We start from the raw sequence: 21,787 nt of genomic DNA on the forward strand, positions 1-21,787 counted from the left end.
GCAAAACGAGCTGGCGCTGTACTTATTTCACCTGCACCACCACCTTGCCCTTCGCCCGGCCGCCCTCCACGTAGGCCAGCGCCTCGTTGGTTTGGGCGAAGGGAAACGTTTTGTCCACCACGGGCTTGATGATGCCGGCCTCCACAAGCTTGGTAATGTCGCCCAACTGCTTCCCGCTGGCTTTCATGAACAGGAAGCTGTAGCGCACGCTCAGCTTTTTGGCCTAGCGGCGAATGCCAAAGCTGAGGAGCGTGGTGGCGAGGCGCACATACCAAGGCAGGCCCAACTCGCGGGCAAAAGCCCCGGTGGGCGGGCCCGAGATGGACACGGCAATGCCACCGGGCTTCAAAATCCGCAGCGACTTTTCGAGGGTTTTGGTATCCTGGCTGTTCAGCACCACGTCTTAGCCGCTGAGCAGGGTTTCAAAATCCTGGGTTTTGTAGTCGATTACCAAGTCGGCCCCCAGTCTTTTGACCAGCGCCGTATTGGCCGCGCTGGTGGTGGTGGCTACGTAGGCGCCCATGTGCTTGGCCAGCTGAATGGCGAATGTGCCCACCCCGCCCGAACCGGCCTGGATAAACACCTTCTGGCCCTTTTGCAGCCGGGCCACGTCCACCAGCGCCTGCCAGGCGGTGAGGGCCACCAGCGGCAGTGAGCCGGCTTCGGTCATCGTCAGGTTGGCGGGCTTACGGGCTACATCGGCTTCGCGCACGGCAATGAACTCGGCAAATGTGCCGATGTGGAAATCGGCCGGGCGGGCGTACACTTCATCCCCTACCTTGAACTGGCTGACCCGCGCGCCCACGGCCGTCACCACGCCCGCCACGTCGTGGCCCAGCCCGGTGGGCAGCTTGTAGGGCAGAATCAGCTTGAACTCCCCGTCGCGGAGCTTGAAATCCAGCTGGTTGACGCCGGCGGCGTGTATTTCAAGCAGCACCTCGTCGGCTTGCGGCGCGGGCCTGGGGACTTCGGTGAGCTGGAGCTTTTCGTTCTTGCCGTAGCGGGTTAGCAGAAAGGCTTTCATTATAGGAGGCGTTGATGATGAGAAAGTTGGCGGCGGGCCCTAGCGCGCCGTCAGGTTCTGGCCGTGCTCTACGAAGGTGGGGGCTTCGGTGAGCTGGTAGGCGTGCGCGGCCGAGCAGAACAGGGCCAGCCGCTGGCTGAGCGATTCCAGCAGGGGCTGGCTGAAAAAGGCCTTTTCGGCCGCCTCGTCGGCAAAGCCCAGCAGCACGGAGGCGTGAAACTGGTCGGCCGGCGCGTTGTCGTGGGCCACGTTGGGCGTGTCCCACAGGCTTTTTTTCCAGGCCATGAAATTCTGCGTTCGCAGCTCTTTCAGGCTGCCCGTATTAGCCAGGGCCGGGGCCAGCTCCTCATCGATAAACCGGCGGAACTGGGCGGCCGATGCACCCTCGCGCCGCCGCAGAAACACCAGGCTGCGCGTGCCCACCACCGTGCCGGCCGGGGCCACCTGGTACCAGCGCGACCAGCCCGGTAGCCCCGCGTACAAAATGGTGCGCTGAAACAGGTTCACCTCGTCGGCATAAGCCAGCTTGGTTTGCGCCTTGCCTTTCAGCGGCGAGGTGAGGCCGGCCAGCGTCACTTCGGCCACCCCATCGACGCGGCGGCTGGCCGGAATGGCGGTTTCCACGCCCGGCGTGGCGGGCCAGAGGCCGGTATTCTGCTCACGGAAGTGCAGCTGGCGGTACTGCTCGAAGCCCTCGGTAGCCGCAATGATTTTCGCGTGCGGGCCTTTCCAGCGGGCCATCGTGGCTTCGCGGGGCTTATCGGGCCGCACCCACAGCAGGATAGATGAAGAGAAGTGCTTCTCCGATTTCACCGAAGTGGCGATTTTCTGGATTTTGGGGCGGGCGGTGGCCCGCGCCACGACCACTGCCGCTACGGTGAGGGCGGCGCCGGTCAGGAGGATTTTAGGGAGCTTTTGCATAGGGGGGAAGTGAGGGGGAGAATTTAGATTGCTTAACCAGAACGTCATGCTGAGCGCAGTCGAAGCATCTCTACCGCAGCAGTAAATAATTGCGTTGCGCGGTAGAGATGCTTCGACTGCGCTCAGCATGACGTTCTACCAAAATGATTTACCGACAATAATGCCCGCTATTTCGCCAAGAATTCCAGCACCTTGGGCACATACTGCGCGTGCTCCTAGAACACGCCGCCGTGGCCGGCATCTTCGTAAATCACCAGCTCGGCATTCGGAAAGCGCCGGGCCATGTCGTAGGAATTGGGGGTGGGTACCATCCGGTCATGGTCGCCATTCACGATGAGCACCGGCAGCGTAAAGCGCGACAGGTCGGCTGGCGGCTGGTGGCCCCAGTCGACAATGGCTTTGAGCTGCTTTTGCAGCACGCCCAGGCCCACGGGCTCGTCGCGGTTCACGGTGCGCTCTTTCAGGCGGGCCAGGTACTGCCAGGCCGCCGCCTTGCCGCGGGCAGTCTGGGTGAAAAACAGGTAGAACTTGGGGTCGCGCAGCGTCAGCAGCCCGCGCAGCATGTCCCAGTACGTGAGGCCCACCACGTTGCTCACGCCCTGCCCGCCCCGGGGGCCGGTGCCGGCCAATACCAGCTTGCGCACCAGCTGCGGTGCCTGTTCCAGCACTTCCTGCGCGATGAAGCCGCCCATCGAAAACGCCACGATATCGACCTGCGCGTAGCCCAGCGCCTTGATGAAGGCAACGACGTCGGTGGCCATGGCGGCCAGGCTGTCGGGCTGGGTGCCGCCCGACTGGCCCACGCCGCGGTAGTCGAGCAGCGTGAGGTGGTGCCGGGCGGCCAGCCCGTCTACCACGCGCGGGTCGGCGTTGTATAGGTTCGAGGCCAGGTGGTTGAGGTAGATGACCGGCACCCCGCCGGGCTGCCCTACCGTGCGGTAGGCGAAGGTGGTGCCGGCCGCCGCAAGCTGCCGCGTCGGCGTGTCGATGTACTTCGTAATCTGGGTCATGCGGTTGGAGGATGAAGGGGGTGAAACAACGTCAGCAACGGCTAAAACAGCGGGGCCACCGCCCTAGCCGTTCACCAGGGCAAAGGCGTCGGCCCGCGAGGCCCGCTCCAGCTCGTAGAGCTGCGCCGTCTGGCCCACCCGGATTTCGTCGTCGCCGTTGGCCAGGCCCGCCAGCAGCTCCTCGGCCACCTGTTGCGGCGGGATGCCGTTTTCGCCGCTGATTTCGGCCGAAAACTCGGTGTTCACCAGCGGCGGCATCAGCTCAAACACCCGGATGTTGGTGGGTTTCAGGGTGTGGCGCAGCGCCTGCGTGTAGGCGTGCACCGCCGCCTTGCTGGCCGAGTACGTCGGCGCGCCCGCCGCCGGCACGTAGGCCACAATGGACGTTACATTGATAATGGCCGCCGTGGGCTGCTGGCTCAGCACCGGCAGCAGCAGCTCCGTCAGGCGTATGGTGGCCAGGTAGTTGGTATTCATCTCGGCGCTGGCTTTCTCAAAGGCGTTGGCACCGGCCACCAGTTGGTAGGCCGAAGCCTGACCCGCGTTGTTGACGAGCACGCTCAGGTCCTTGAATTCGGTCTGCACCTGCTGCACCAGGCGGGCCACGTCGGCGGCGTTGGTGATGTCGGCGACAATCGTAGCCACGCCGGGCACCAGCTCCGCGGCTTTGCGCAGCTTGGCTTCGTTGCGGCCCACCAGCACGATGCGGTTGCCGGCTTCCAGCAACGAGTGGGCAATGGCCAGGCCGATGCCCGAGCCGCCGCCCGTAATGAGGACGGTTTGATTGAAAATAGTCAAGGTATTAGGTAAATGAAGGGCCGGCTGAGAAGGTGTTGCGAAAAAGCCGCCGGCGCGGCTGACTATCGCAAGTGAAAATTAAATTGTTGAAAATGAGTGGATAATGGCCGTATCTTAGCTGGCCTGCGCCGGGGCAAACCGCCCCATCAGGTTGATGACGGCTTTGCGCGGCAGGAACCGCGCGAAGAAGACGAACAGCCGGTTCAGGCCCCCCGATATCACGCGGGGCTGGGTGCGCCGGCGCAGTGCCCGCACCAGCTCCTGGGCCACCGCCTCCGGTGTTTGCATGGCCGCGAAAGCGTCTTTACTACCGCCCGAGGCCGTGTGGAAGGCGCTGCTGGTGCCGCCGGGGTTGAAGCCCATCACGTAGATGCCCCGGTCCTTCATTTCCCACCACAGCGTCTCGCTTAGAATATTCACGAAGGCCTTGGTGGCCGTGTACACCCCAATGCCGGGCAGCGACATCAGGCCCGTGGTCGAGGCCGTGTTCACCAGCGCATCGCCGGGGCGCGCCTGCCGCAGGTAGTGGTGGGCCAGCACCACCACCGCGTCCATGTTGAGGTGCATCAGCTCGAGCTGCCGCTCAAGCGCCAGCTCGGTAAACCGCCCGTAGGCCGCTGCCCCGGCATTGTTGATGAACACGTCGTAGCGGTTTTCATCAATGTATCGGGCCACCAGGGCCATACCGTCGGGCGTCGAGAGGTCGGCGGGCAGGGTGCTGTGGCCGCTGCCGGGCAGGCTGGCCAGGGCCGCTTGCAGCTTCCCGGGGTTGCGGGCCACCAGTGTGAGGGCGTGGCCTTCGGCGGCCAGAAGGTGGGCGGCGGCGAGGCCAATGCCTTCACTGCCGCCAGTAATCAGAATCTTTTTCATGGTAAAAAAGGAATGAGGCGGGAGCAGCGCAGGCGCTGAGCGGCAGCCGATATTATGGGTGGTTAAAAAAAGAACAGCGTTTAGTAAAAAGGCAAAAAAAAGAGCTAGAGTGCCCTCCGCACAAGGTCGTAGAACTGGGCCAGGGCTTCGTGCATGGCGGGCTCGCGGCGCTCCTCGGGCATCACCACGAGCCGCTGCCGCAGGAAAAGAGCGGCCAGGCCGTGTACCTGCGCCCACACCATGAGGGCGGTGCTGTCGGCATTCTGAGGCCGGAAAACGCCCGTATCGATGCCGCGCTGCACAATGGCCACCACCTGGGCGAAGGCCGAGCCGCCGCCCGGCCAGGCCGTAGCCCCCGCGCAGGCCTGCGCCGCCACCATCGGCCCGTTCATAATGAACATCAGCTCAAACAGTTCGGGGTGCCGGAAAGCGAAGCTCAGAAACTGCTCACCGAAGGCCCGCAGCTGTTCGGCCGGGTGTTCTATGTTGGCTACGGCGTTCAATTCCTGCGCCATCTGCTTGAAGGACTGAGTTTGCAAATCCAGCAGCAGCTCGTTTTTGTCCTTGAAATACAAGTAGATGGTAGCCGGGCTGTACTCAATGGCATCGGCGATGTTGCGCATGCTCACCTTTTCAAACCCCTGCTCAATGAACAGGTGCAGGGCCGCGTCCAAGATGGCCTGGCGGCGTTCGGTTTTTTCGCGCAGTTTACGGTCGGCAATGGCCACGGCAGCAAGAGATGATTGATTACACTGCAAATTTAGTGAACAGTGTTTATTATCTAACGTGTTGCTGCTTAATTTTGTTGAGAAGTGGTTCGAAAATGCAGTTGACAATAGATAAGCTGTTTACTATCAATTAATAATTTATTTAATCCTGCGCTTAATTTTTTGCTTATGGCAGCCAAGTCCGCCACTTCAACCATTGTTTTTATCACGGGGGTCGTCGTCACGGCCAACTGCTGGGACAACTGGAAGGCGTACTTCGAAGCGGCGGGCTATACCTGCTACGCCCCGCCGCACCCCCGGAAAGACGCTCCGGGGGCGGTGCTGCGCGGGCAGCATCCGTATTCACCCATCGCCCAAAACGGCCTGCCAGAGGTGCTGAAGGCCTACTCGGATTTTATCGCGCAGCTGCCCGCCAAACCCATCGTCATCGGGCATTCCTACGGCGGGCTGATTGCGCAGCTGCTGCTGCAACAAGACGCGGTGGCAGCGGGCGTGGCCATCGAATCGGCCCCGCCGCTGGGCGTGGTGGTGGCGAGCTGGGCGCTTTTCCGGGCGGTGCTGCCCATGCTGGGGCTGTTTTCGTCGCTCAGAACCACGTTTCTGCCCACTTTTGCTTAGTGGCAGTCGGCCATTGCCAACGGCCTGCCGCTGGCCGACCAGCAGTCATCCTACGAAACCCTGGCCGCACCGGAGTCAAAGAAGCTAATCCGCGACGCGCTCAGCCGCCACGCCCGCGTCAGTTTCAGCCGGCCGCACGCGCCGCTGCTGTTCCTAGCCGGCGGGGCCGACCGCCTGATGCCGGCCGCCCTCAACCGCGCCAACTTCCGGCGCTACCGCCACGCCGATTCCATCATCGACTACCGCGAGCTGCCCGGCCGCAGCCACGCCCTGCTGGGCCAGCCCACCTGGCGCGAGGACGCGGCGCTGGTGCGGGATTGGCTGGCCGGGCTGCATCTGGATGCAGCGTAAAGTCGTCGGGCTTATGAAAAAAGAACCAAATAGGAGAGAAGGGCCCCGCCCCGGGCACGCAAGATGCGGCAGAGGCGCTACTTGCTTTTGGGCTTCCGCAACTGCACCAGAGTGGGCTTATTCCGGTCGCAGGTCAGCTTGCCGTCTTTGAATTCCAGTTCAGCCACCTGAATGACGCTGCGCCTGGCGGCAATACTGTTGGTCGGGGCGGGGTTGGCTTTGCTGCGGCCGGGATGGGTGAAGTAGAACACATAGGCGCGGCCGTTGCTCACCACCACGTCGCAGTGGCCGCCGATGGCCTGGTCGTCGCGGCCCTGGCCGGGGTTTTCGAGGAGGCGTTCGGGCTGGGCGGTCCAGTGGAGTAAGTCGTCGGAGTGGTACACGGCCATGCCTTTCCACTGGTCGATTATCATCCAGTACTGCTCGTGCCAGCGGAAGACTTTAGGGCCTTCGCCGCGCTCGTTGAGGGCCTGGCCGTGGTCGGTCCAGTGCAGCAGGTCGGGGCTGTCGGCGTAGTAGATGGATTTGTGGTCCCGCTCGTTGTTGTACCACAGGCGCCAGGTGCCGTCGGGCAGCCGGAACACGCTGGCATCAATGACTTTATCGGTGATGAGCGGCAGAGTTTGCACGTACTTCCAGTTCAACAAATCGGAGCTGCTGAGCTGGACGATGACGCGCTGGTGGTTCCAGTCGGTGAAGGTGCCGGGCACGTAGGTCAGGAACATGTGGTACTGGCCGTTGGCCTCCACCACATCGGGCGCCCAGTGCGTGTAGCCTTTGTCGGGCCGGTAGTTGATGTTGGCCGTGTCGCGGTGGGTCCAGGTGGTGCCGCCGTCGCCGGATTCGGCAATGCCGATGCGGGTGCCGTGCACCCAGGTCACGCCGGTAGCGGTGGTGTCGGTGGCGCGGCGGTTGGTGTAAAACATCCACCACTTCTGCCGCTGCTTGTTCCAGATGATAACCGGGTCGGCCGCGCCGTCATAAACCGGGTCGCTGAACAGGGGCTTGGGCGCGGGTTTGGGGGAGGTGGCTTTGGGAATAGTGGCTTTTAAGACGGCAGCGGCTTTTGCGGCTTTGGCAGCGGTAGGTTTCTGGGCGAGGGCGCTGGTAGCAGCGGTTGCGAGCAGGGCTAAGCAGAGATGGGACGAGGGGAGTTTCATAAGGATTAGAAGCTTGTCATGCAGAGCGCAGCGAAGCATCTCGCGTGGGGTAGTAATTCAATTGTTAGGATTAGTTAAGCACGCGAGATGCTTCGCTGCGCTCTGCATGACGGTTCAATAGCATTCTGCTATCCGGCGCGGACTCGCAGAGTCTACGTTACTGCGCCACAATTTCATACGATTGTCCCGCCTTCGTTGCAAACGCCGTCACGAACTGCGGCTGGCCATTCACCGCGCCGGTAACGGTTTGGGCCGCAATGCCTGTCACCGTTACCGGCACGCTGGTGCGCAGCCGGAGCGGCGCGCCGGTACGCGACAAAACACGAGCCTTCATCAACTTGCCATCGCGCCAGTCCATATCAACCACGAAGCCGCCCCGCGCCACCAGGCCCGAAACGTGGCCGGTGCGCCAAGCATCAGGCAGCGCGGCCAGCAGCTGCACGTCATCGAGCTGGCTTTGCAGCAGCATTTCGCTAATGCCGGCGGTGGCGCCGAAATTGCCGTCAATCTGGAAGGGCGGGTGGGTGTCGAAGAGGTTGTTGAGGGTGGAAACTTTGAGCAGCTCCTGGTACATCTTGTAGGCGTGGTTGCCGTCGAGCAGGCGGGCCCAGAAGTTGATTTTCCAGGCCTTGCTCCAGCCGGTGCCTTCGTCGCCGCGCACTTCGAGGGTTTTGCGGGCAGCGGCGGCGTACCGGGCGTCAAGCAGGGGCGAGATTTCGCGGCCCGGGTGCAGGCCGAACAGCTGCGAAACGTGGCGGTGCTGCGGGTCCACATCGGGCCAGTCGCCGTACCATTCCTGCAGGTTGCCGGCCTGGCCGATGTGCAGCGGGTAGAGCCGGGCGCGCTTTTGCTTCAGGAGCTTGGCAAAGTCGGCATCGATGCCCAGAATGGAATCGGCTTCGATGACGTTGCCGAACAAATCGCGCATGATGGACATGTCCATGGTCGAGGCAATGGTCACGACTTCCTTGCTGCCGTTGGGCAGCACGTAGCTGTTTTCGGGCGAGGTGGACGGGGCCGTCACCAGGTAGCCATCCTTTTCCACCAGCCAGTCGAGGCAGAACTCGGCGGCTGTTTTCATCAGCGGATAGGCTTCATTGCGAAGGTATTTTTTGTCATTGCCGAAGCGGTAGTGCTCGTACAGATGCTGCGCGAGCCAGGGGCTGCCCAGGCTCCAGTTGGCCCATTTGGGGTCGCCGGTGCCTTCGCCCACGGGGTTGGTTTGGGCCCAGATGTCGGAGTTGTGATGCACGGCCCAGCCGCGGGCGTGGTAGTAGTTGGTGGCGGTAGCCGTGCCGTTCTTGGCGAAGCGGGCAATCTGGGCGCGCAGGGGCTCCTGCATCTCGGGCAGGTTGCAGGCCTCGGCGGGCCAGTAGTTCATCTGCAGGTTGATGTTGGTGGTGTAGTTGCTGCGCCAGGAGGGCCGGATGAGCGGATTCCAGATGCCCTGCAGGTTGGCGGCCGGGCCGCCGGGGCGGGAGCTGGAAATCAACAAATAGCGGCCGAAATCGAAGTAAAGCAGCTCCAGCGCCGGGTCGGGCTGGCCGGCTTTGTAGGCCTTCAGGCGCTGGTCGATGGGCAGGTTGGGCGGCACCGCCCCGGCCAGCGCGAACTGCACACGGTTGAAATACTGCTGGTAGTCCTTCACATGGGCTGCTTTCAGCTTGCTGAAGCTTGAACGACTGGCGGCATCAAGGTAGCGCAGGGCCTCCCGGTTTTCGTCCTTGCCGTCCTTATCGGGGCACTTGTCGTAGCCGTTGAAGCTGGTGGCGCCCGATACCAGAATCAGCGCCTCGCTGGCTCCGGAAACGTGCAGAATGCTGTCGCCTGCCACCTTGCCATCGGTTTTCACCACCCGAATGCGCATTTGGTAGCGCATGCCGTTGCAGCCCTGCTCGTCCTTGTACACGACCGGCTTCATCGCCCGGCGCTCATCGGCGTAGATGCGGGCTTTGCCGCGCAGCACCAGGTCCCGGCTACCTTCCACCGCTTTGGTGAAATCAAGCTGATTTCGGGTGGAAAGACTGAAATTCAGCGCCTTTTTCTGGCTGGCCGTGAGGCGAATGACGACCACCTGGCCCGGCGCGGTCACGAAGATTTCGCGGGTATAGTTCACGCCGTCCACCGTGAAGCGGGTGGTGGCGGTGGCATCGGCCAGGTTCAGGTCGCGGTAGTAGTTGGTGGGCGGGCCGGCCAGTGGCTGGCGCAGCAGCAGGTCGCCCAGCGGCTGGTAGGCGTTGGTGTTGGGGCCCTGCATCCGGCGCATGAGCTTCACGGCCGCGCCGTTGTCGCCGGCAAAGAGCAGGCGGCGAACCTCGGCCAAGTGGCTGAAGGCCTCGGGGTTCGGGTTGGGGTTACTGGGGCCACCGGTCCACAGTGTGGCCTCGTTCAGCTGAATCAACTCCTCGGCCGGGCGGCCGAACACCATGGCGCCCAGCCGGCCGTTGCCCAGTGGCAGCGCCTCTTCCCAGACTTTGGCTGGCTGGTCGTACCAGAGGGTGCGGGCGGGTTTGGTTTGGGCGAAGGCGGGCGGGAAGGCGAAGAGCAAAAAGGTGGCGAGAAGGAATCGGGGCATGTAGGTGGGCCTGGAAAGGGTAGCCGGAGGTTAGGTTAATAAAAGAAAGGTCATGCTGAGCGCAGCCGAAGCATCTCTACCGCGAAGACCAATCATTTACTTGCGCGGTAGAGATGCTTCGGCTGCGCTCAGCATGACCTTTCTTTTGATGACGTTCTGTGCATTTCCAACGGCCCTAATTCCCGTCCGGCTTGGTCACCTCGCTGCGCGGGCTGTCCATCCAAATCCAGCTAGCCAGCGCGTCCGGTTTGGCGGGGTCGAACGCGGGCGTGTCATTGCGCAGAAATTTCACCAGGCCCAGCTTGTTGGCTTTGATGCCTTCGACCACGCATTTGGCAATTTCGTAGGCGCCGTAGGGGTTGAAGTGAGTGTTGTCGGCTAGGGGCGCGGTCTGGCCGGGGTAGGTGTTGGCGGGGTAGTGCACCAAGGCTTTTTTCGACTCTTCCACGCCCATGGCTTCGTAGAGTTTCGCGGTCATGGCGTTGAGGTCGATGAGGGCCACTTTCTCCTCCTGCGCTACTTTGCGGGCGGCAGCGGGGAAGTCGCCCAAGCTATTCTCAATCTTGCCGTCGGCCCCGAAGCTGCGGCGGCTGGTGGAGGTGACGATGACCGGGATGCCGCCCTTCTTGCGGGCCTCCTGCACGAAGAGGTGCAGCCGCTCGGAGTAGGCTTTCCAGGCGCCGTCGTTTTCGCCCTTGTCCTTCTGGTCGTTGTGGCCGAATTCGATGAACAGGTAGTCGCCGGGCTTCATCACGCTCAGCACCTTGGCCAGGCGCTTCGAACCCAGGAAGCTGCCCAGCGTGAGGCCCGATTCGGCGTGGTTGGCCACGGCCACGCCGGGCTTGAGGAAGCGCGGCAGCATCTGCCCCCAGGCCGCCCAGGGTTCGTCGTCCTGGTTTACTACGGTGGAGTTGCCGGCCAGGAAAATGGTGGTGGCCGTGGGCGCGGGTGCTATTTCCAGCGCCGCCAGGCAGGGGTTGGTGCCGTCGAATTCCAGCGTGAGGCGGTCGTCCCAGTCCAGCTTGCGCAGCTCGCGGGGCTTGAGGGCCACGGTTTCGGTGTCGCTGATGCGGCGGCTCTTCACGTTGAGCGTGAAGGTTTGGGTGATGAACTGGCCGGGCTTGGTGGCCGTGGTTTCGAGCAGCAGCCGGCGCGACTCGGCCTTTAGAAACGTGCTGCTGGCGCCTTTCAGGTCGCCCAGCGTCACGGTCACGTTGTAGTTGCCCTCGGGCAGGTTCACCGAGAAATAGAACGGCTGCTTGCTGGTTACAAAGTCGCCTTTGAGCGCATCCTTGCCGCCGCGGTCCACGCCCGCCACCGTCGTGCCGAAGTCGAAGCCATAGCCGGTCGTGGGAGAGTAGGCCGCCGCGGGCAGCACCTGCTGGTAGCCAGCCGCCGTCTGGCCGGGGCCGAAGTCGAATTTGAACGTGGTTTTGGGAGTGGTTTGGGCCGCGACGGTAGTGGCCAGCAGCAGGCCGAGACCGAAGGCCAAGAAGCTTTTTTTCATAGGGCGGGAAGTGACGTTGGGCTAAAAGTACCGGCGGCGCTTGTGGGGGCTTACCTGCACTGTCATGGATGAAGTGAACCGGCAGAGTGCAGGAGGGTGCGGCTGGCGCGGCTGGGTTTCTTGCGTCACCTTCCCAGATTCCGTTTTCAATTTCCGACCGCCCCGAATGCCCACCCGTCGCACCTTTCTCACCGGCCTGCTGCTGGCCCCGCTGGCCCACGCCTGGGCGGGCTTTGCCGGGCGGCTGATTGATTATCCCAAAGCCGATTTCTCGAAGTTCAGCAAGCACCTCAAGCCGGTGGGCCGGGCCCTGGAGCTGCCCGGCTACTACGTGTGGTGCAACTCGCCCATCTACGGGCCTGATGGACGGGTACACGTTTTCTTCTCGCGCTGGGTGGCCAGCAAGGGCATGGGCGGCTGGCTGAACGGCTCTGAAATCTGCCACGCCGTGGCCGAAAAACCCGAGGGTTCCTACACCTTCGTGGAAGTGGTGCTGGCCCCGCGCGGCCCCGGCCACTGGGACGCCACCACCTGCCACAACCCCAGCATTCAGTTCGTAGACGGCAAGTATTGCCTGTTTTTCATGGGCAACGCCAACGGTCGCACCGACACCAAGCGCATCGGCCTGGCCATCGCGCCCACCCTCGACGGCCCCTGGACGCGCCCCAGTGCGCCCCTGCTGCTGCCCGGCCCCGCCGGCACCTGGGACGACCACTGCACCACCAATCCCGCCTTCATCAAGCACCCCAACGGCCAGTACTGGCTCTACTACAAGTCCTGGAACACCCAGGAATACGAGCAAGCCAAAGGCCAGGAAATCCGCGGCAACCGCAAGTACGGCCTCGCCATTGCCGATAAGCTGGAAGGCCCTTACCAGAAATTTGAAGGCAACCCCGTCATCGACTTTTCCAAGCAGGGCAATAACAAGCAGTTCGAAGATGCCTTTGTGTGGCGGCAGCACGGCCGGTTCTGCCTGCTGGCCCGCGACATGGGCGTGTACAGCCAGGAAGTGGGGTTGTACCTCGAATCCGAAGACGGCAAAACCTGGACTTTCCCCAAAATCGCCTTTCTGCCCCTGCGCGACTACGGCGTGACGGAGCCGCCCGCGCCGCCCAAGCTCAAGCGCTACGGCCGCCTCGAACGGCCGCAGCTGCTGCTGCGCAACGGCAAACCGGAGTACCTATTCTGCGCCTCGCAGGGCGGAAAGGAGATGACGGCTTCGGCGTTTGTGCTCAAAGTAGGGTAGGGGCCTGCGGTTGGTATTCCGGCATCCCACGCATCAAGTGGAATGAGGAATGGCCTTACAAGCAGTTTTTTGCCGGCCGGGCAGGAAGGTGCGGGAAGGCAATGCGCCTTAACATAGTGAAGTTTGTATAAATGGTAATGCCCGGCGGAGTGGTTCTCCGCCGAAGCGGTGAGTCGGGTCCGGCGCGGGTGGCTGCAACTGCCCGCGCCGGCCTTTTGCCCGGCGTGGCGCTGGTGCCACGGGCCGCGCCCATTGGCGGCCTGCGCACAGCCGGGGGCAGGCCGGGCGCCGCCCCGCCCGGCCACTACCGCCGGGGCCAGGCCGGCTGCCGCATGCTGCGCTTGGTGGCGGGGAGAATTGGCAAATCCAGTACATAAACAGGGCAGTAGCGTGTTAGAATGCGCTTGAGCAGTAGTCTACAGGAGAGTGAGGGCTTACCTGACTTCTAATATTGACCCAGGTTCCGCCTTTCCACCCTGCCATTAAGTAGAAAGTCTCACCCAATTCCCACACATATGAATAAATTTTACACCTGGCAACGTTTGCGCCTCACCGCCTGCGTGCCTATGTTTCTCCTGGCGGGGCCGGCCGTGGCCGCGGCGGTGCCGCACGCCGCGGCTGCCCGCCACGCCGCGGCCGCCGACTGGCAGCTGACCGGCAAAGTGACCTCGCCCACCGGCGAGGGCCTGCCCGGCGTGACCGTGGTGGTGAAAGGCACCACCCTGGGCACCACCAGCAACGCCGACGGCTCGTTCAGCCTGTCGGTGCCCGAAACGCCGGGCACGCTGGTATTCAGCTTCATCGGTTTCCAAACGCAGGAGAAGGCTTTCTCCGGCCCCGGCAATTTCACCGTGAAGCTGGCCGACGACTCCAAGAGCCTCGACGAGGTGGTGGTGGTGGGCTACGGCACCCAGAAGCGGGCCGACGTGACCAGCGCCATTGCCACCATGGACGCCCGCAAGCTGGAAGAGCGGCCCATTGCCCGCGTCGACCAGGCCCTGGTGGGCCAGCTGGCCGGCGTGGTGGTGAAGCAGACGTCGGGCGTGCCCGGCCGGCCCTTCAGCATTCAGGTGCGGGGCGCGGGCTCGATTTCGGCCGGCAGCGAGCCGCTGTACGTGATTGACGGCTTCCCGCTGGAAAGCGTGGGGGCCAGCGCCAACGGTCGTTTCGGTAGCGGCAACCCGCTCGACAACATCAACCCCAACGACATCGAGAAGATTGAGGTGCTGAAAGATGCCGCCGCAGCGGCCATCTACGGCTCCCGCGCCGCCAACGGCGTGGTGCTCATCACCACCAAGCGCGGCCGCAACGGCAAGCCCCAGATTCAGGTGAACAGCTACGTGGGCGCCTCGCGCGCCGCCAAGAAGCTCGACCTGCTGAGCGGGGAGGAGTGGACGGCGCGCGCCACCGAAATCATCAACAACAACTGGGTGAAGTCGACGCCGGCTGGGGGCCTGCCCCGCACCGCCGACCAGAGCACGGCCTTCCGCCGCTTTCTCTACAACAACTCGCTGCCGGCCACCACGCCCAAAATCGGCCCCAATGACGTGGTGCCCACCCTGTTTCTGGACGAGCGCTGGGCCCAGCCCGGCCACCCCGGCCTGCAGTACATCGACTGGCAGGACCAGTTGTTCCGCACGGGCGTGAGCCAGAACTACCAGGTGAGCGCCTCCGGCGCCACCGACAACGTGAACTACTTCGTGTCGGGCAACTACAACGACCAGCAGGGCTTCGCCCTCGGCCTGGACTACAAGCGCTACTCGGTGCGGGCCAACGTGGAGGTGAAGGCCAGCAACAAGCTGAAATTCGGCCTTGCCATCACGCCCACTTACTCGATTTCGACCGACCCCGGCATCGAGGGCAAGGACAACCGCTTCCACCAGCTGCTCTCCGAAACCCCCGTGGTGGAAGACTCGGCCGGCGTGAACACGGCCTATGGCAAGAATGAAAACTACCGCTGGGGCGTGAGCACGGCCAGCCCGATTGCCGTCATCAACAACTACTCGGGCGACACCCGCAACTACCGCACGCTGGGCACGGTGTTCGGCGACTTTCAGCCCATCGCCGGCTTGAACCTGCGCTCCACGCTCAACTTCGATAACAACGAGTCGACGTCGAAATCCTACCAGCCGCCCACCCGCAACCTGGTGACGTCGCTGGCCAGCGGCTCCTACAGCACCTACCGCCGACAGACGTTCGTGAACGAAAACACGGCCACCTACAACAAAACGCTGGGCAAGCACGACATTTCGGCGCTGGCCGGCTATTCCTACAACTTCGCCAAGCTCGACAACAACAGCCAGTCCTCGTCGGGCGGCTTCGTGAACAGCACGGTGAAAACCCTGAACGGCGCCGTGCTCGTGACCAGCTCCGGCCCCACGGAGACGCAAAGCGTGCTGATTTCGTACTTCGGCCGTCTGCAGTACTCGTATGATGGCAAGTACCTGTTTTCGGGCAGCGTGCGCCGCGATGCCTCGTCGCGCTTCGGCTACGAAGACCGGGCGGGCATCTTCCCGGCCTTGTCGGCGGGCTGGCGCATTTCGCAGGAATCGTTCCTGCAGCCGGTCACCGTTATCAGCGACCTGAAGCTGCGCGCCAGCCTGGGCTACTCCGGCAACAACACCATCGGCGACTACAGCAGCATTGCCACCCTGAGCCCGTATAACTACACTTTCGGCGGCCTCATCGCGGCGGGCCAGGCGCCCAACAAGGTGGGCAACTCGCAGCTGAAGTGGGAGCGCAACCGCACCATCGACTTCGGCGTGGACTTCGGCCTGCTGAAAAACCGCATCACGGCTTCGTTCGACTACTACACCAAAAACAGCCAGGACCTGCTCCTGAACGTGCCCGTGCTCACGGCCTCGGGCTTCGGCACCAACCTGCAGAACATCGGCGAGCTGCGCAACACCGGCTGGGAAGTGGAATTGAACACCCGCAACCTGGAAGGCGCCCTCTCCTGGACGACCTCCCTGAACGTGAGCCACAACGTGAACGAGGTGGTGCACCTGGGCCCCGGCGATGCGCGCATCGAAGTGCCCAACGGCCTCGACACGCCCAGCAACATCCTGCAAGTGGGCTTGCCCATCTACAGCCTCTTCGTGGTGCGCCAGACCGGCATCCTCAGCCAAGCCGATATTGACAACGGCGCCGCCAAATTCGGCAACCAGACGGCCGGCGACCCCAAGTACGAAGACTACAACAAGGACGGCAAAATTGACGTGAACGACCGCCAGGTGGTGGGCAACCCCAACCCGACCTACACCGCTGGCATCACCAATACGCTGCGCTACAAGGGCTTCGACCTGAGCTTCCTGGTGCAGGGCCAGTACGGCGGTTCTGTGTACTCCACCTTGGGTCGCGCCATCGACCGCACCAGCGTGGGCTACCTCGAAAACGCCCTGGGCCGCGTGCGCGACCGCTGGTACTCGGCCGACAACCCCGGCGCCGGCATCAAAGGCAAGGCCACGGGCAGTTTCGGCTTCATCCGCAACACCGACTGGCTGTATTCGTCGGACTACTACCGGGTGCGCACCATCACGCTGGGCTACGACCTGGGCCAGCTCATCAGCAAGCGCGTGGCGCAGGGCGCCCGCGTGTACGTGACGGCGGAAAACTTCTTCGGCCAGGACAAATACTACGGCGGCCTCAACCCCGACGCCGTGAACACGGGCAACACCGGCACCTTCGTATCGGGCTCCGACTACGGCGGGCTGCCGCTGGCCAAAACCCTGGTTTTCGGCCTCAACCTCACTTTCTAAATCAGCTGATTGACGCACTCAAACAGAAAGAACGTCATGCAGAGCGCAGCGAAGCATCTTGCCCGCTTCGTTGCGAGAGTAACTAATTACTGCTGCACGCAAGATGCTTCGCTGCGCTCTGCATGGCGTTCTGGGTTGCCCACTCAATCACCTCCCTTCAGAAAATTCCCCATGAAAAAGATATTCCTCAGCTTATCCTTGGCTTGTGCCCTGATGACCCTGGCCGGCTGCGAAAAAGACCTGGAACAAAACCCGCTCTCGAACGGCTCGGTGCCGGACTTTTATAAGACGGCGGCCGATTTCGACCAGGCCATGTCGTCGGTCTACAGCTCGCTGCGCGCCTACCCCGACCGCGAGGTGGTGTTGTCGGAGCTGCGCTCTGACAACATGTTTGCCGTCAGTTCCATCGGCTCGCGCGACTGGGACCCCATCAACAACTTCTCGGCCGCGCTGCTCGTCATCAACCCCTACGTGGCCGATGCTTGGGCGTCGGACTATTCGACCATCTTCCGGGCCAACACCATGCTCGAGCAGCTGGCCCAGAACGGCGCCGCCACCGGCTCGCTGCGGACGCGCTACGAAGGCGAGACGAAGTTCATCCGCGCCTTCATGTACTTGGATTTGGTGCGCAAGTTTGGCAAGGTGCCCGTCATCGACAAGCCGCTCATTCCGCAGGAAGTAGCCCTCATCAAGCGCGGCGAGGTGGCGCAGGTGTACGCCCTGATTGAGGCCGACCTGCGCACGGCCATTGCCAACCTGCCCGCGGCCTACACGGGCAGCGGCGTGGGCGCCACCTTGGGCGTGGGCCGCGTCACGTCGGGCGCTGCCAAGGCCCTGCTGGCCCTGGTGTACCTCACCAAATCGGGCCCCACCTACGGCATCAACGGCCCGGGCCTGGCCAGCAACGAGTACGACAAAGCCAATGTGCTGCTCGACGAAATCATCAACCGCACCGGCACGCCCATTTCGGCTTCTTACTCGCTGCAGTCGACGTACGCCAACATTTTCTCGCCCACCAACGAGAACAACTCGGAGGTAATATTCGACCTGCAGTACATCTCCAACGGCACGGGCACGTTAGGCTCGTCGTTCATGAACGTGGTAGCGCCCGACGGCTACTACACTTCGCTGGCGCTGCCCTTCTCGGCCGGCTCGGTCGAAATCAAGCCGACCTCCAACGACCTGAACACGGTGTCGTACAGCGCCACCGACCTGCGCCGCGCCGTGAACATCCAGCAGGGCTACACCAACGCCGGCACCACCGACACCCGGCCGTTTTTCAAGAAGTACATCAACGTGGCCGCCAAGGGCACCAGCCGCACCGACTGGGCCACCAACTTCATTGTGATGCGCTACGCCGACGTGCTGATGATGAAGGCCGAGTGCGAAGTGCGCAACGTGGGCGGCAGCCCGGCCACGGCCGCGGCCCGGCTCACTCCCCTGCGCACCCGCGCCGGCCTGCCCGCCCTCACCACCATCGACCTGCCCGGCCTGATGGAGGAGCGCCGCCGCGAGTTTGCCGGCGAAAACCTGCGCTGGAACGACCTCATGCGCTCCGGCCTGGCCCTCACCACCATGAACGCCTGGATTCTGCGCGAGGACCCGCCCACCGGCAACCCCCCAACGTATAAAATCACACGGCCCCTCACCGCCGACCTGCTGCTCTATCCCGTGCCGCAGGTGGAGCTGAGCTCGGCCCCTGGCCTGTATGACCAGAACCCGGGGTACTAAGTGATGAGGTAAAAAGAACGTCATGCTGAGCGCAGTCGAAGCATATCGCGTGGGGTAGTAATTCTTTTCTTGTGATTGGATTTACTCCGGCCTGCGAGATGTCTCGGCAAGCTCGACATGACGTTCTTTTTTGCTCACCGCTCACCGCTCACTACCAGCGCCCGGCTTTGGGGCTGCTTCGCACCATGCGGGCAGCGCCGGAGCCGGGCGCTTTGGCGTGGAGCCGGCGCGTACCGCACAGTACAGGACGGTGCCCGGAGCGGGGGCGGCTTCATTTGCGCCAGTCCTTCAATTCCCATCCATGTCGATTCTTGATTTCCGCCGGTTTGTAAGAGCGTGGCGCCCTGCCGCGTTGCTTGTGTTGCTGTGGAGCCTGAGCAGCGCTGCCCGGTCCGCGCCAGCTCCAGCCGGCCGCACGAAATTCAACTTCAACCCTGAATGGAAAGTGCGGGTAGGGGATATGCCCGGCGCCGAAACGGCCGCCTTCGACGACGCGAAGTGGAAAAGCGTGACCTTGCCCCACGCCTGGAACGAGGACGAGGCCTTTAGCAAGGATATCAAGGATTTGAGTACGGGCGTGGCCTGGTACCGCAAGCATTTCCGGCTGCCGGCCGGGGCGGCGGGGCAGAAGGTGTTCGTCGAGTTTGAGGGCGTGCGGCTGGCGGGCGAGTTCTGGCTGAACGGCCAGCGCCTGGGCTTGTCCGAAAACGGCGTGATGGCTGTGGGCTTCGATTTGACGCCCTACCTGAAGCCCGCCCCGGCCGACAACGTGCTGGCCGTGCGAACGGACAGCGACTGGGACTACAAGGAAAAAGCCAGTGGCGCGGCCTTTCAGTGGAGCAACCGCAACTTCAACGCCAACTACGGCGGCATCCCGAAAAACGTGTTTCTGCACGTGATGAGCCTGCTGCACCAGACGCTGCCGCTGTTTTCGGTGCTGGGCACCACGGGCGTGTATGTGTATGCGCAGGATTTTGATGTGGCCGGCGGCCGGGCCACGGTGGTGGCTGAGGCGCAGGTGAAAAACGAGTTTCCGGCCGCCCGCACGTTTACTTTCGAAACGGCGGTGATGGATGGCGCGGGCAAAACCATCGGCACCTTCAGCGGCGGCGCTACGACGCTGGCGCCGGGCGAAATGAAGACGGTGACGGCGCGGGGCAAGCTGGCCGGGCTGCATTTCTGGAGCTGGGGCTACGGCTACCTCTACACGGTTTCGACCCGCTTGATTGAAAACAAGCAGGTGGTTGACGAGGTGAAAACCCGCACCGGCTTCCGCAAAACCGAGTTTGCCAACGGCCTCATCAAGCTCAACGACCGCGCCCTGATGGTGCACGGCTACGCCCAACGCACCAGCAACGAGTGGCCCGCCGTGGGCCTGGGCGTCCCCGCCTGGCTCTCCGACTACAGCAACGGACTGATGGTGAGCGGCAACGCCAACATGGTGCGCTGGATGCACGTCACGCCCTGGAAGCAGGACATCGAGAGCTGCGACCGGGTGGGCCTGCCCCAGGCCATGCCCGCCGGCGACGCCGAAAAAGACGTGGCCGACCGCCGCTGGGGCCAGCGCCTGGAGCTGATGCGCGACGCCATCGTCTACAATCGCAACAACCCCAGCATCTTGTTTTACGAGGGCGGCAACGAGAGCATCAGCGCGGCCCACATGCAGGAGCTGAAGGACATTCGGAATCAGTACGACCCGCACGGCGGCCGGGCCATCGGCTCGCGCGAGATGCTGGACATTCCGGCCGCTGAGTACGGCGGCGAGATGCTCTACATCAACAAAAGCGCTACCAAGCCGCTTTGGGCCATGGAATACTCGCGCGATGAAGCCCTGCGCAAGCACTGGGACGAATTTTCGCCGCCCTTCCACAAGGATGGCGCCGGCCCGAGCGCCTACCACTCGGTCACGACCAACACCACCGAGAAAAAGCCCGATGGCAGCGCCTACAACCGCAACCAGGACTCGTTCGCCCGCGAGGACGTCATTCGCTGGTACGACTATTGGCACGAGCGGCCCGGCACCGGCACGCGTAGCAGCGCCGGCGGCGTCAACATCGTCTTTTCTGATACCAACACCCACTACCGCGGCGAGGAAAACTACCGCCGCAGCGGCGAGGTCGACGCCCTGCGCATTGCCAAGGACGGCTACTTCGCCCACCAGGTGATGTGGGACGGGTGGGTGGAACCCGAGAAGGCGCGCACCCACCTCATCGGCCACTGGAACTACCCGGCTGGCACGGTGAAAAACGTGGACGTGGTATCAAACGGCGAAAAGGTGGAGCTGTTTCTGAATGGCAAGTCGTTGGGTTTCGGGCAGCAGCAATACCGCTTCTTGTTCACCTTCAAAGACGTGGCCTGGCAGCCCGGCACCCTGCGCACCGTGAGCTACGACGCCACCGGCAAAAAGGTGAGCGAAGCCGAGCACCAGACCGCCGGCCCCGCCGTGGCCCTGCGCCTGGCCGCCACCACCAGCCCCACCGGCCTGCACGCCGACGGCACCGACCTGGCCCTGGTGCAGGTGGAAGCCGTGGATGCCCAGGGCCGCCGCTGCCCCACGGCCCTCAACCTGGTCAATTTCACCCTCAGCGGCCCGGCCGAGTGGCGCGGCGGCCTGGCGCAAGGGCCCGGCAACTACATTCTGGCCAAAAGCCTGCCCGTGGAAGGCGGCGTGAACCGCGCGCTCGTGCGCAGCACCACGCAGGCCGGCACCATCACCATCACCGCTGCTTCGGAAGGCCTGAAACCCGCCACGGTCAGCCTGAAATCGCAGCCGGTTTCGGTGGCCAACGGCCTGAGTGCCCAACTGCCGGGCGCCGACCTGCCGGTGCGGTTGGGGCGCGGGCCCACGCCGGCCGGGCCGTCGTTCACCGTCTCGCGGGTGACGGTGCCCATCAAAACCGCCACGGCCAGCTCCAATGCGGCCAACGCCGCTTTCAGCTTCGACGACAATGAGCTTTCGGAATGGATTTCGGACCGCAAACAGGCCGGGCCGTGGATTGAATACGCCCTGGCCCGGCCCGCCAGCATCAGCCAAATCGCGATGAAGCTCACCGGCTGGCGCAGCAGCACCTATCCAATTCGGATTCTGGTGGATGGGCAGGAGGTTTTCAACGGGAAAACCGAGCGCAGCCTGGGCTACTTCACGGCGGTATTTCCGCCGCGCACCGGCCAGAAAGTTCGCATCGAGCTAACCGGCCAGACGCAGGCCAAAGACGCCTTCACCATCACCGAGCTGGAAACGCCCAAAACCGCTACCGCCGCCACCGACCAGGCCGGCCCGCCCGGCACGCTGGGGCTGGTGGAAGTGGAGGTGTATGAGAAAGCGAATGGGCCGGCTGCGAAATGAGCGAGCGGCGCGGGCGTCCACCTCACCCCCTGACCCCCTCTCCAAAAAAGAGGGGGCACCGGTCTTGTTCGTTTGAAGAAAAATGAATGTGCCTTTTTCACCTGTTATGTTCGTCAATGCTTCGTCTGAAGCCAGTCCGGGGCC

18 protein-coding genes are annotated in these 21,787 nt (G+C 63.3%); 7 read left to right on the plus strand and 11 right to left on the minus strand.

The window, feature by feature from the left end; genetic code table 11:
- Positions 1-22: 22 nt before the first annotated feature.
- The 8 genes from Q5H92_RS07230 to Q5H92_RS07265 form a co-directional block, all read right to left on the minus strand.
- Positions 23-208 (minus strand): zinc-binding dehydrogenase, encoded by a 186-nt coding sequence (locus tag Q5H92_RS07230; protein ID WP_305010831.1) that lies wholly within the window; start codon positions 206-208, stop codon positions 23-25.
- Between the two features lie 15 nt (positions 209-223).
- Complete coding sequence (locus tag Q5H92_RS07235) at positions 224-400, minus strand: hypothetical protein (RefSeq protein WP_305010832.1); 177 nt, start codon at positions 398-400, stop codon at positions 224-226.
- Positions 401-403: 3 nt separating this feature from the next.
- Positions 404-1,024, minus strand: coding sequence for an NADP-dependent oxidoreductase (locus tag Q5H92_RS07240; protein ID WP_305010833.1), 621 nt, complete (start codon positions 1,022-1,024; stop codon positions 404-406).
- A gap of 39 nt (positions 1,025-1,063) precedes the next feature.
- Positions 1,064-1,945, minus strand: coding sequence for a strictosidine synthase (locus tag Q5H92_RS07245; protein WP_305010834.1), 882 nt, complete (start codon positions 1,943-1,945; stop codon positions 1,064-1,066).
- A 215-nt stretch (positions 1,946-2,160) separates the two neighbouring features.
- Positions 2,161-2,955 carry an alpha/beta fold hydrolase gene (locus tag Q5H92_RS07250; RefSeq protein WP_305010835.1) on the minus strand — a complete coding sequence of 265 codons (795 nt, stop codon included), beginning with the start codon at positions 2,953-2,955 and terminating at the stop codon, positions 2,161-2,163.
- A 63-nt stretch (positions 2,956-3,018) separates the two neighbouring features.
- On the minus strand, positions 3,019-3,753 hold the full coding sequence (locus tag Q5H92_RS07255; RefSeq protein WP_305010836.1) for an SDR family oxidoreductase: 735 nt from the start codon (positions 3,751-3,753) through the stop codon (positions 3,019-3,021).
- Positions 3,754-3,867: 114 nt separating this feature from the next.
- Positions 3,868-4,623: an SDR family NAD(P)-dependent oxidoreductase gene (locus tag Q5H92_RS07260; RefSeq protein ID WP_305010837.1), complete on the minus strand. Its 756-nt coding sequence runs from the start codon at positions 4,621-4,623 to the stop codon at positions 3,868-3,870.
- A gap of 104 nt (positions 4,624-4,727) precedes the next feature.
- The gene (locus Q5H92_RS07265; RefSeq protein ID WP_305010838.1) at positions 4,728-5,351 is read right to left on the minus strand and encodes a TetR/AcrR family transcriptional regulator; all 624 of its coding nucleotides are present in this window, start codon (positions 5,349-5,351) and stop codon (positions 4,728-4,730) included.
- Positions 5,352-5,519: 168 nt separating this feature from the next.
- Here Q5H92_RS07265 and Q5H92_RS07270 point away from each other — a divergent pair, with 168 nt between their 5' ends.
- Together Q5H92_RS07270 and Q5H92_RS07275 are read left to right on the plus strand one after the other, a co-directional pair.
- Positions 5,520-5,969 (plus strand): alpha/beta hydrolase, encoded by a 450-nt coding sequence (locus tag Q5H92_RS07270; protein WP_305010839.1) that lies wholly within the window; start codon positions 5,520-5,522, stop codon positions 5,967-5,969.
- A 177-nt stretch (positions 5,970-6,146) separates the two neighbouring features.
- Complete coding sequence (locus tag Q5H92_RS07275) at positions 6,147-6,320, plus strand: hypothetical protein (RefSeq protein WP_305010840.1); 174 nt, start codon at positions 6,147-6,149, stop codon at positions 6,318-6,320.
- A gap of 77 nt (positions 6,321-6,397) precedes the next feature.
- Here Q5H92_RS07275 and Q5H92_RS07280 read toward each other — a convergent pair whose 3' ends face one another.
- The 3 genes from Q5H92_RS07280 to Q5H92_RS07290 all read right to left on the minus strand — a co-directional run bounded on the left by Q5H92_RS07280 (position 6,398) and on the right by Q5H92_RS07290 (position 11,562).
- Positions 6,398-7,480 (minus strand): glycoside hydrolase family protein, encoded by a 1,083-nt coding sequence (locus Q5H92_RS07280; protein ID WP_305010841.1) that lies wholly within the window; start codon positions 7,478-7,480, stop codon positions 6,398-6,400.
- Positions 7,481-7,637: 157 nt separating this feature from the next.
- The gene (locus tag Q5H92_RS07285) at positions 7,638-10,055 is read right to left on the minus strand and encodes a glycoside hydrolase family 95 protein (RefSeq protein WP_305010842.1); all 2,418 of its coding nucleotides are present in this window, start codon (positions 10,053-10,055) and stop codon (positions 7,638-7,640) included.
- Positions 10,056-10,230: 175 nt separating this feature from the next.
- Positions 10,231-11,562, minus strand: a complete 1,332-nt coding sequence (locus Q5H92_RS07290; RefSeq protein ID WP_305010843.1) for a rhamnogalacturonan acetylesterase — start codon at positions 11,560-11,562, stop codon at positions 10,231-10,233.
- Positions 11,563-11,728: 166 nt separating this feature from the next.
- Between Q5H92_RS07290 and Q5H92_RS07295 the strand changes: the two genes are divergently transcribed.
- The 5 genes from Q5H92_RS07295 (at position 11,729) to Q5H92_RS07315 (ending at position 21,643) form a co-directional block, all read left to right on the plus strand.
- On the plus strand, positions 11,729-12,808 hold the full coding sequence (locus Q5H92_RS07295) for a glycoside hydrolase family protein (protein WP_305010844.1): 1,080 nt from the start codon (positions 11,729-11,731) through the stop codon (positions 12,806-12,808).
- Between the two features lie 149 nt (positions 12,809-12,957).
- Complete coding sequence (locus tag Q5H92_RS07300) at positions 12,958-13,185, plus strand: hypothetical protein (RefSeq protein ID WP_305010845.1); 228 nt, start codon at positions 12,958-12,960, stop codon at positions 13,183-13,185.
- A gap of 138 nt (positions 13,186-13,323) precedes the next feature.
- Entirely contained in the window at positions 13,324-16,566 is a 3,243-nt protein-coding gene (locus Q5H92_RS07305; protein WP_305010846.1) for a SusC/RagA family TonB-linked outer membrane protein, read from the plus strand.
- A gap of 171 nt (positions 16,567-16,737) precedes the next feature.
- Positions 16,738-18,297 carry a RagB/SusD family nutrient uptake outer membrane protein gene (locus Q5H92_RS07310; RefSeq protein ID WP_305010847.1) on the plus strand — a complete coding sequence of 520 codons (1,560 nt, stop codon included), beginning with the start codon at positions 16,738-16,740 and terminating at the stop codon, positions 18,295-18,297.
- Between the two features lie 301 nt (positions 18,298-18,598).
- A complete protein-coding gene (locus tag Q5H92_RS07315) occupies positions 18,599-21,643 on the plus strand; it encodes a glycoside hydrolase family 2 protein (RefSeq protein ID WP_305010848.1) in 3,045 nt (1,014 codons plus the stop codon).
- Positions 21,644-21,787 lie beyond the last annotated feature (144 nt).

The organism is Hymenobacter mellowenesis, assembly GCF_030581005.1.
GTDB classification, from domain to species: domain Bacteria; phylum Bacteroidota; class Bacteroidia; order Cytophagales; family Hymenobacteraceae; genus Hymenobacter; species Hymenobacter mellowenesis.

Excerpts from the sequence above, each read along its gene's own strand:
- Q5H92_RS07240 (WP_305010833.1), bottom strand. The coding sequence starts at position 1,024 with ATGAAAGCCTTTCTGCTAACCCGCTACGGCAAGAACGAAAAGCTCCAG.
- Q5H92_RS07245 (WP_305010834.1), bottom strand. The coding sequence starts at position 1,945 with ATGCAAAAGCTCCCTAAAATCCTCCTGACCGGCGCCGCCCTCACCGTA.
- Q5H92_RS07250 (WP_305010835.1), bottom strand. The coding sequence starts at position 2,955 with ATGACCCAGATTACGAAGTACATCGACACGCCGACGCGGCAGCTTGCG.
- Q5H92_RS07260 (WP_305010837.1), bottom strand. The coding sequence starts at position 4,623 with ATGAAAAAGATTCTGATTACTGGCGGCAGTGAAGGCATTGGCCTCGCC.
- Q5H92_RS07270 (WP_305010839.1), top strand. The coding sequence starts at position 5,520 with ATGGCAGCCAAGTCCGCCACTTCAACCATTGTTTTTATCACGGGGGTC.
- Q5H92_RS07275 (WP_305010840.1), top strand. The coding sequence starts at position 6,147 with ATGCCGGCCGCCCTCAACCGCGCCAACTTCCGGCGCTACCGCCACGCC.
- Q5H92_RS07280 (WP_305010841.1), bottom strand. The coding sequence starts at position 7,480 with ATGAAACTCCCCTCGTCCCATCTCTGCTTAGCCCTGCTCGCAACCGCT.
- Q5H92_RS07285 (WP_305010842.1), bottom strand. The coding sequence starts at position 10,055 with ATGCCCCGATTCCTTCTCGCCACCTTTTTGCTCTTCGCCTTCCCGCCC.
- Q5H92_RS07290 (WP_305010843.1), bottom strand. The coding sequence starts at position 11,562 with ATGAAAAAAAGCTTCTTGGCCTTCGGTCTCGGCCTGCTGCTGGCCACT.
- Q5H92_RS07295 (WP_305010844.1), top strand. The coding sequence starts at position 11,729 with ATGCCCACCCGTCGCACCTTTCTCACCGGCCTGCTGCTGGCCCCGCTG.
- Q5H92_RS07305 (WP_305010846.1), top strand. The coding sequence starts at position 13,324 with ATGAATAAATTTTACACCTGGCAACGTTTGCGCCTCACCGCCTGCGTG.
- Q5H92_RS07310 (WP_305010847.1), top strand. The coding sequence starts at position 16,738 with ATGAAAAAGATATTCCTCAGCTTATCCTTGGCTTGTGCCCTGATGACC.
- Q5H92_RS07315 (WP_305010848.1), top strand. The coding sequence starts at position 18,599 with ATGTCGATTCTTGATTTCCGCCGGTTTGTAAGAGCGTGGCGCCCTGCC.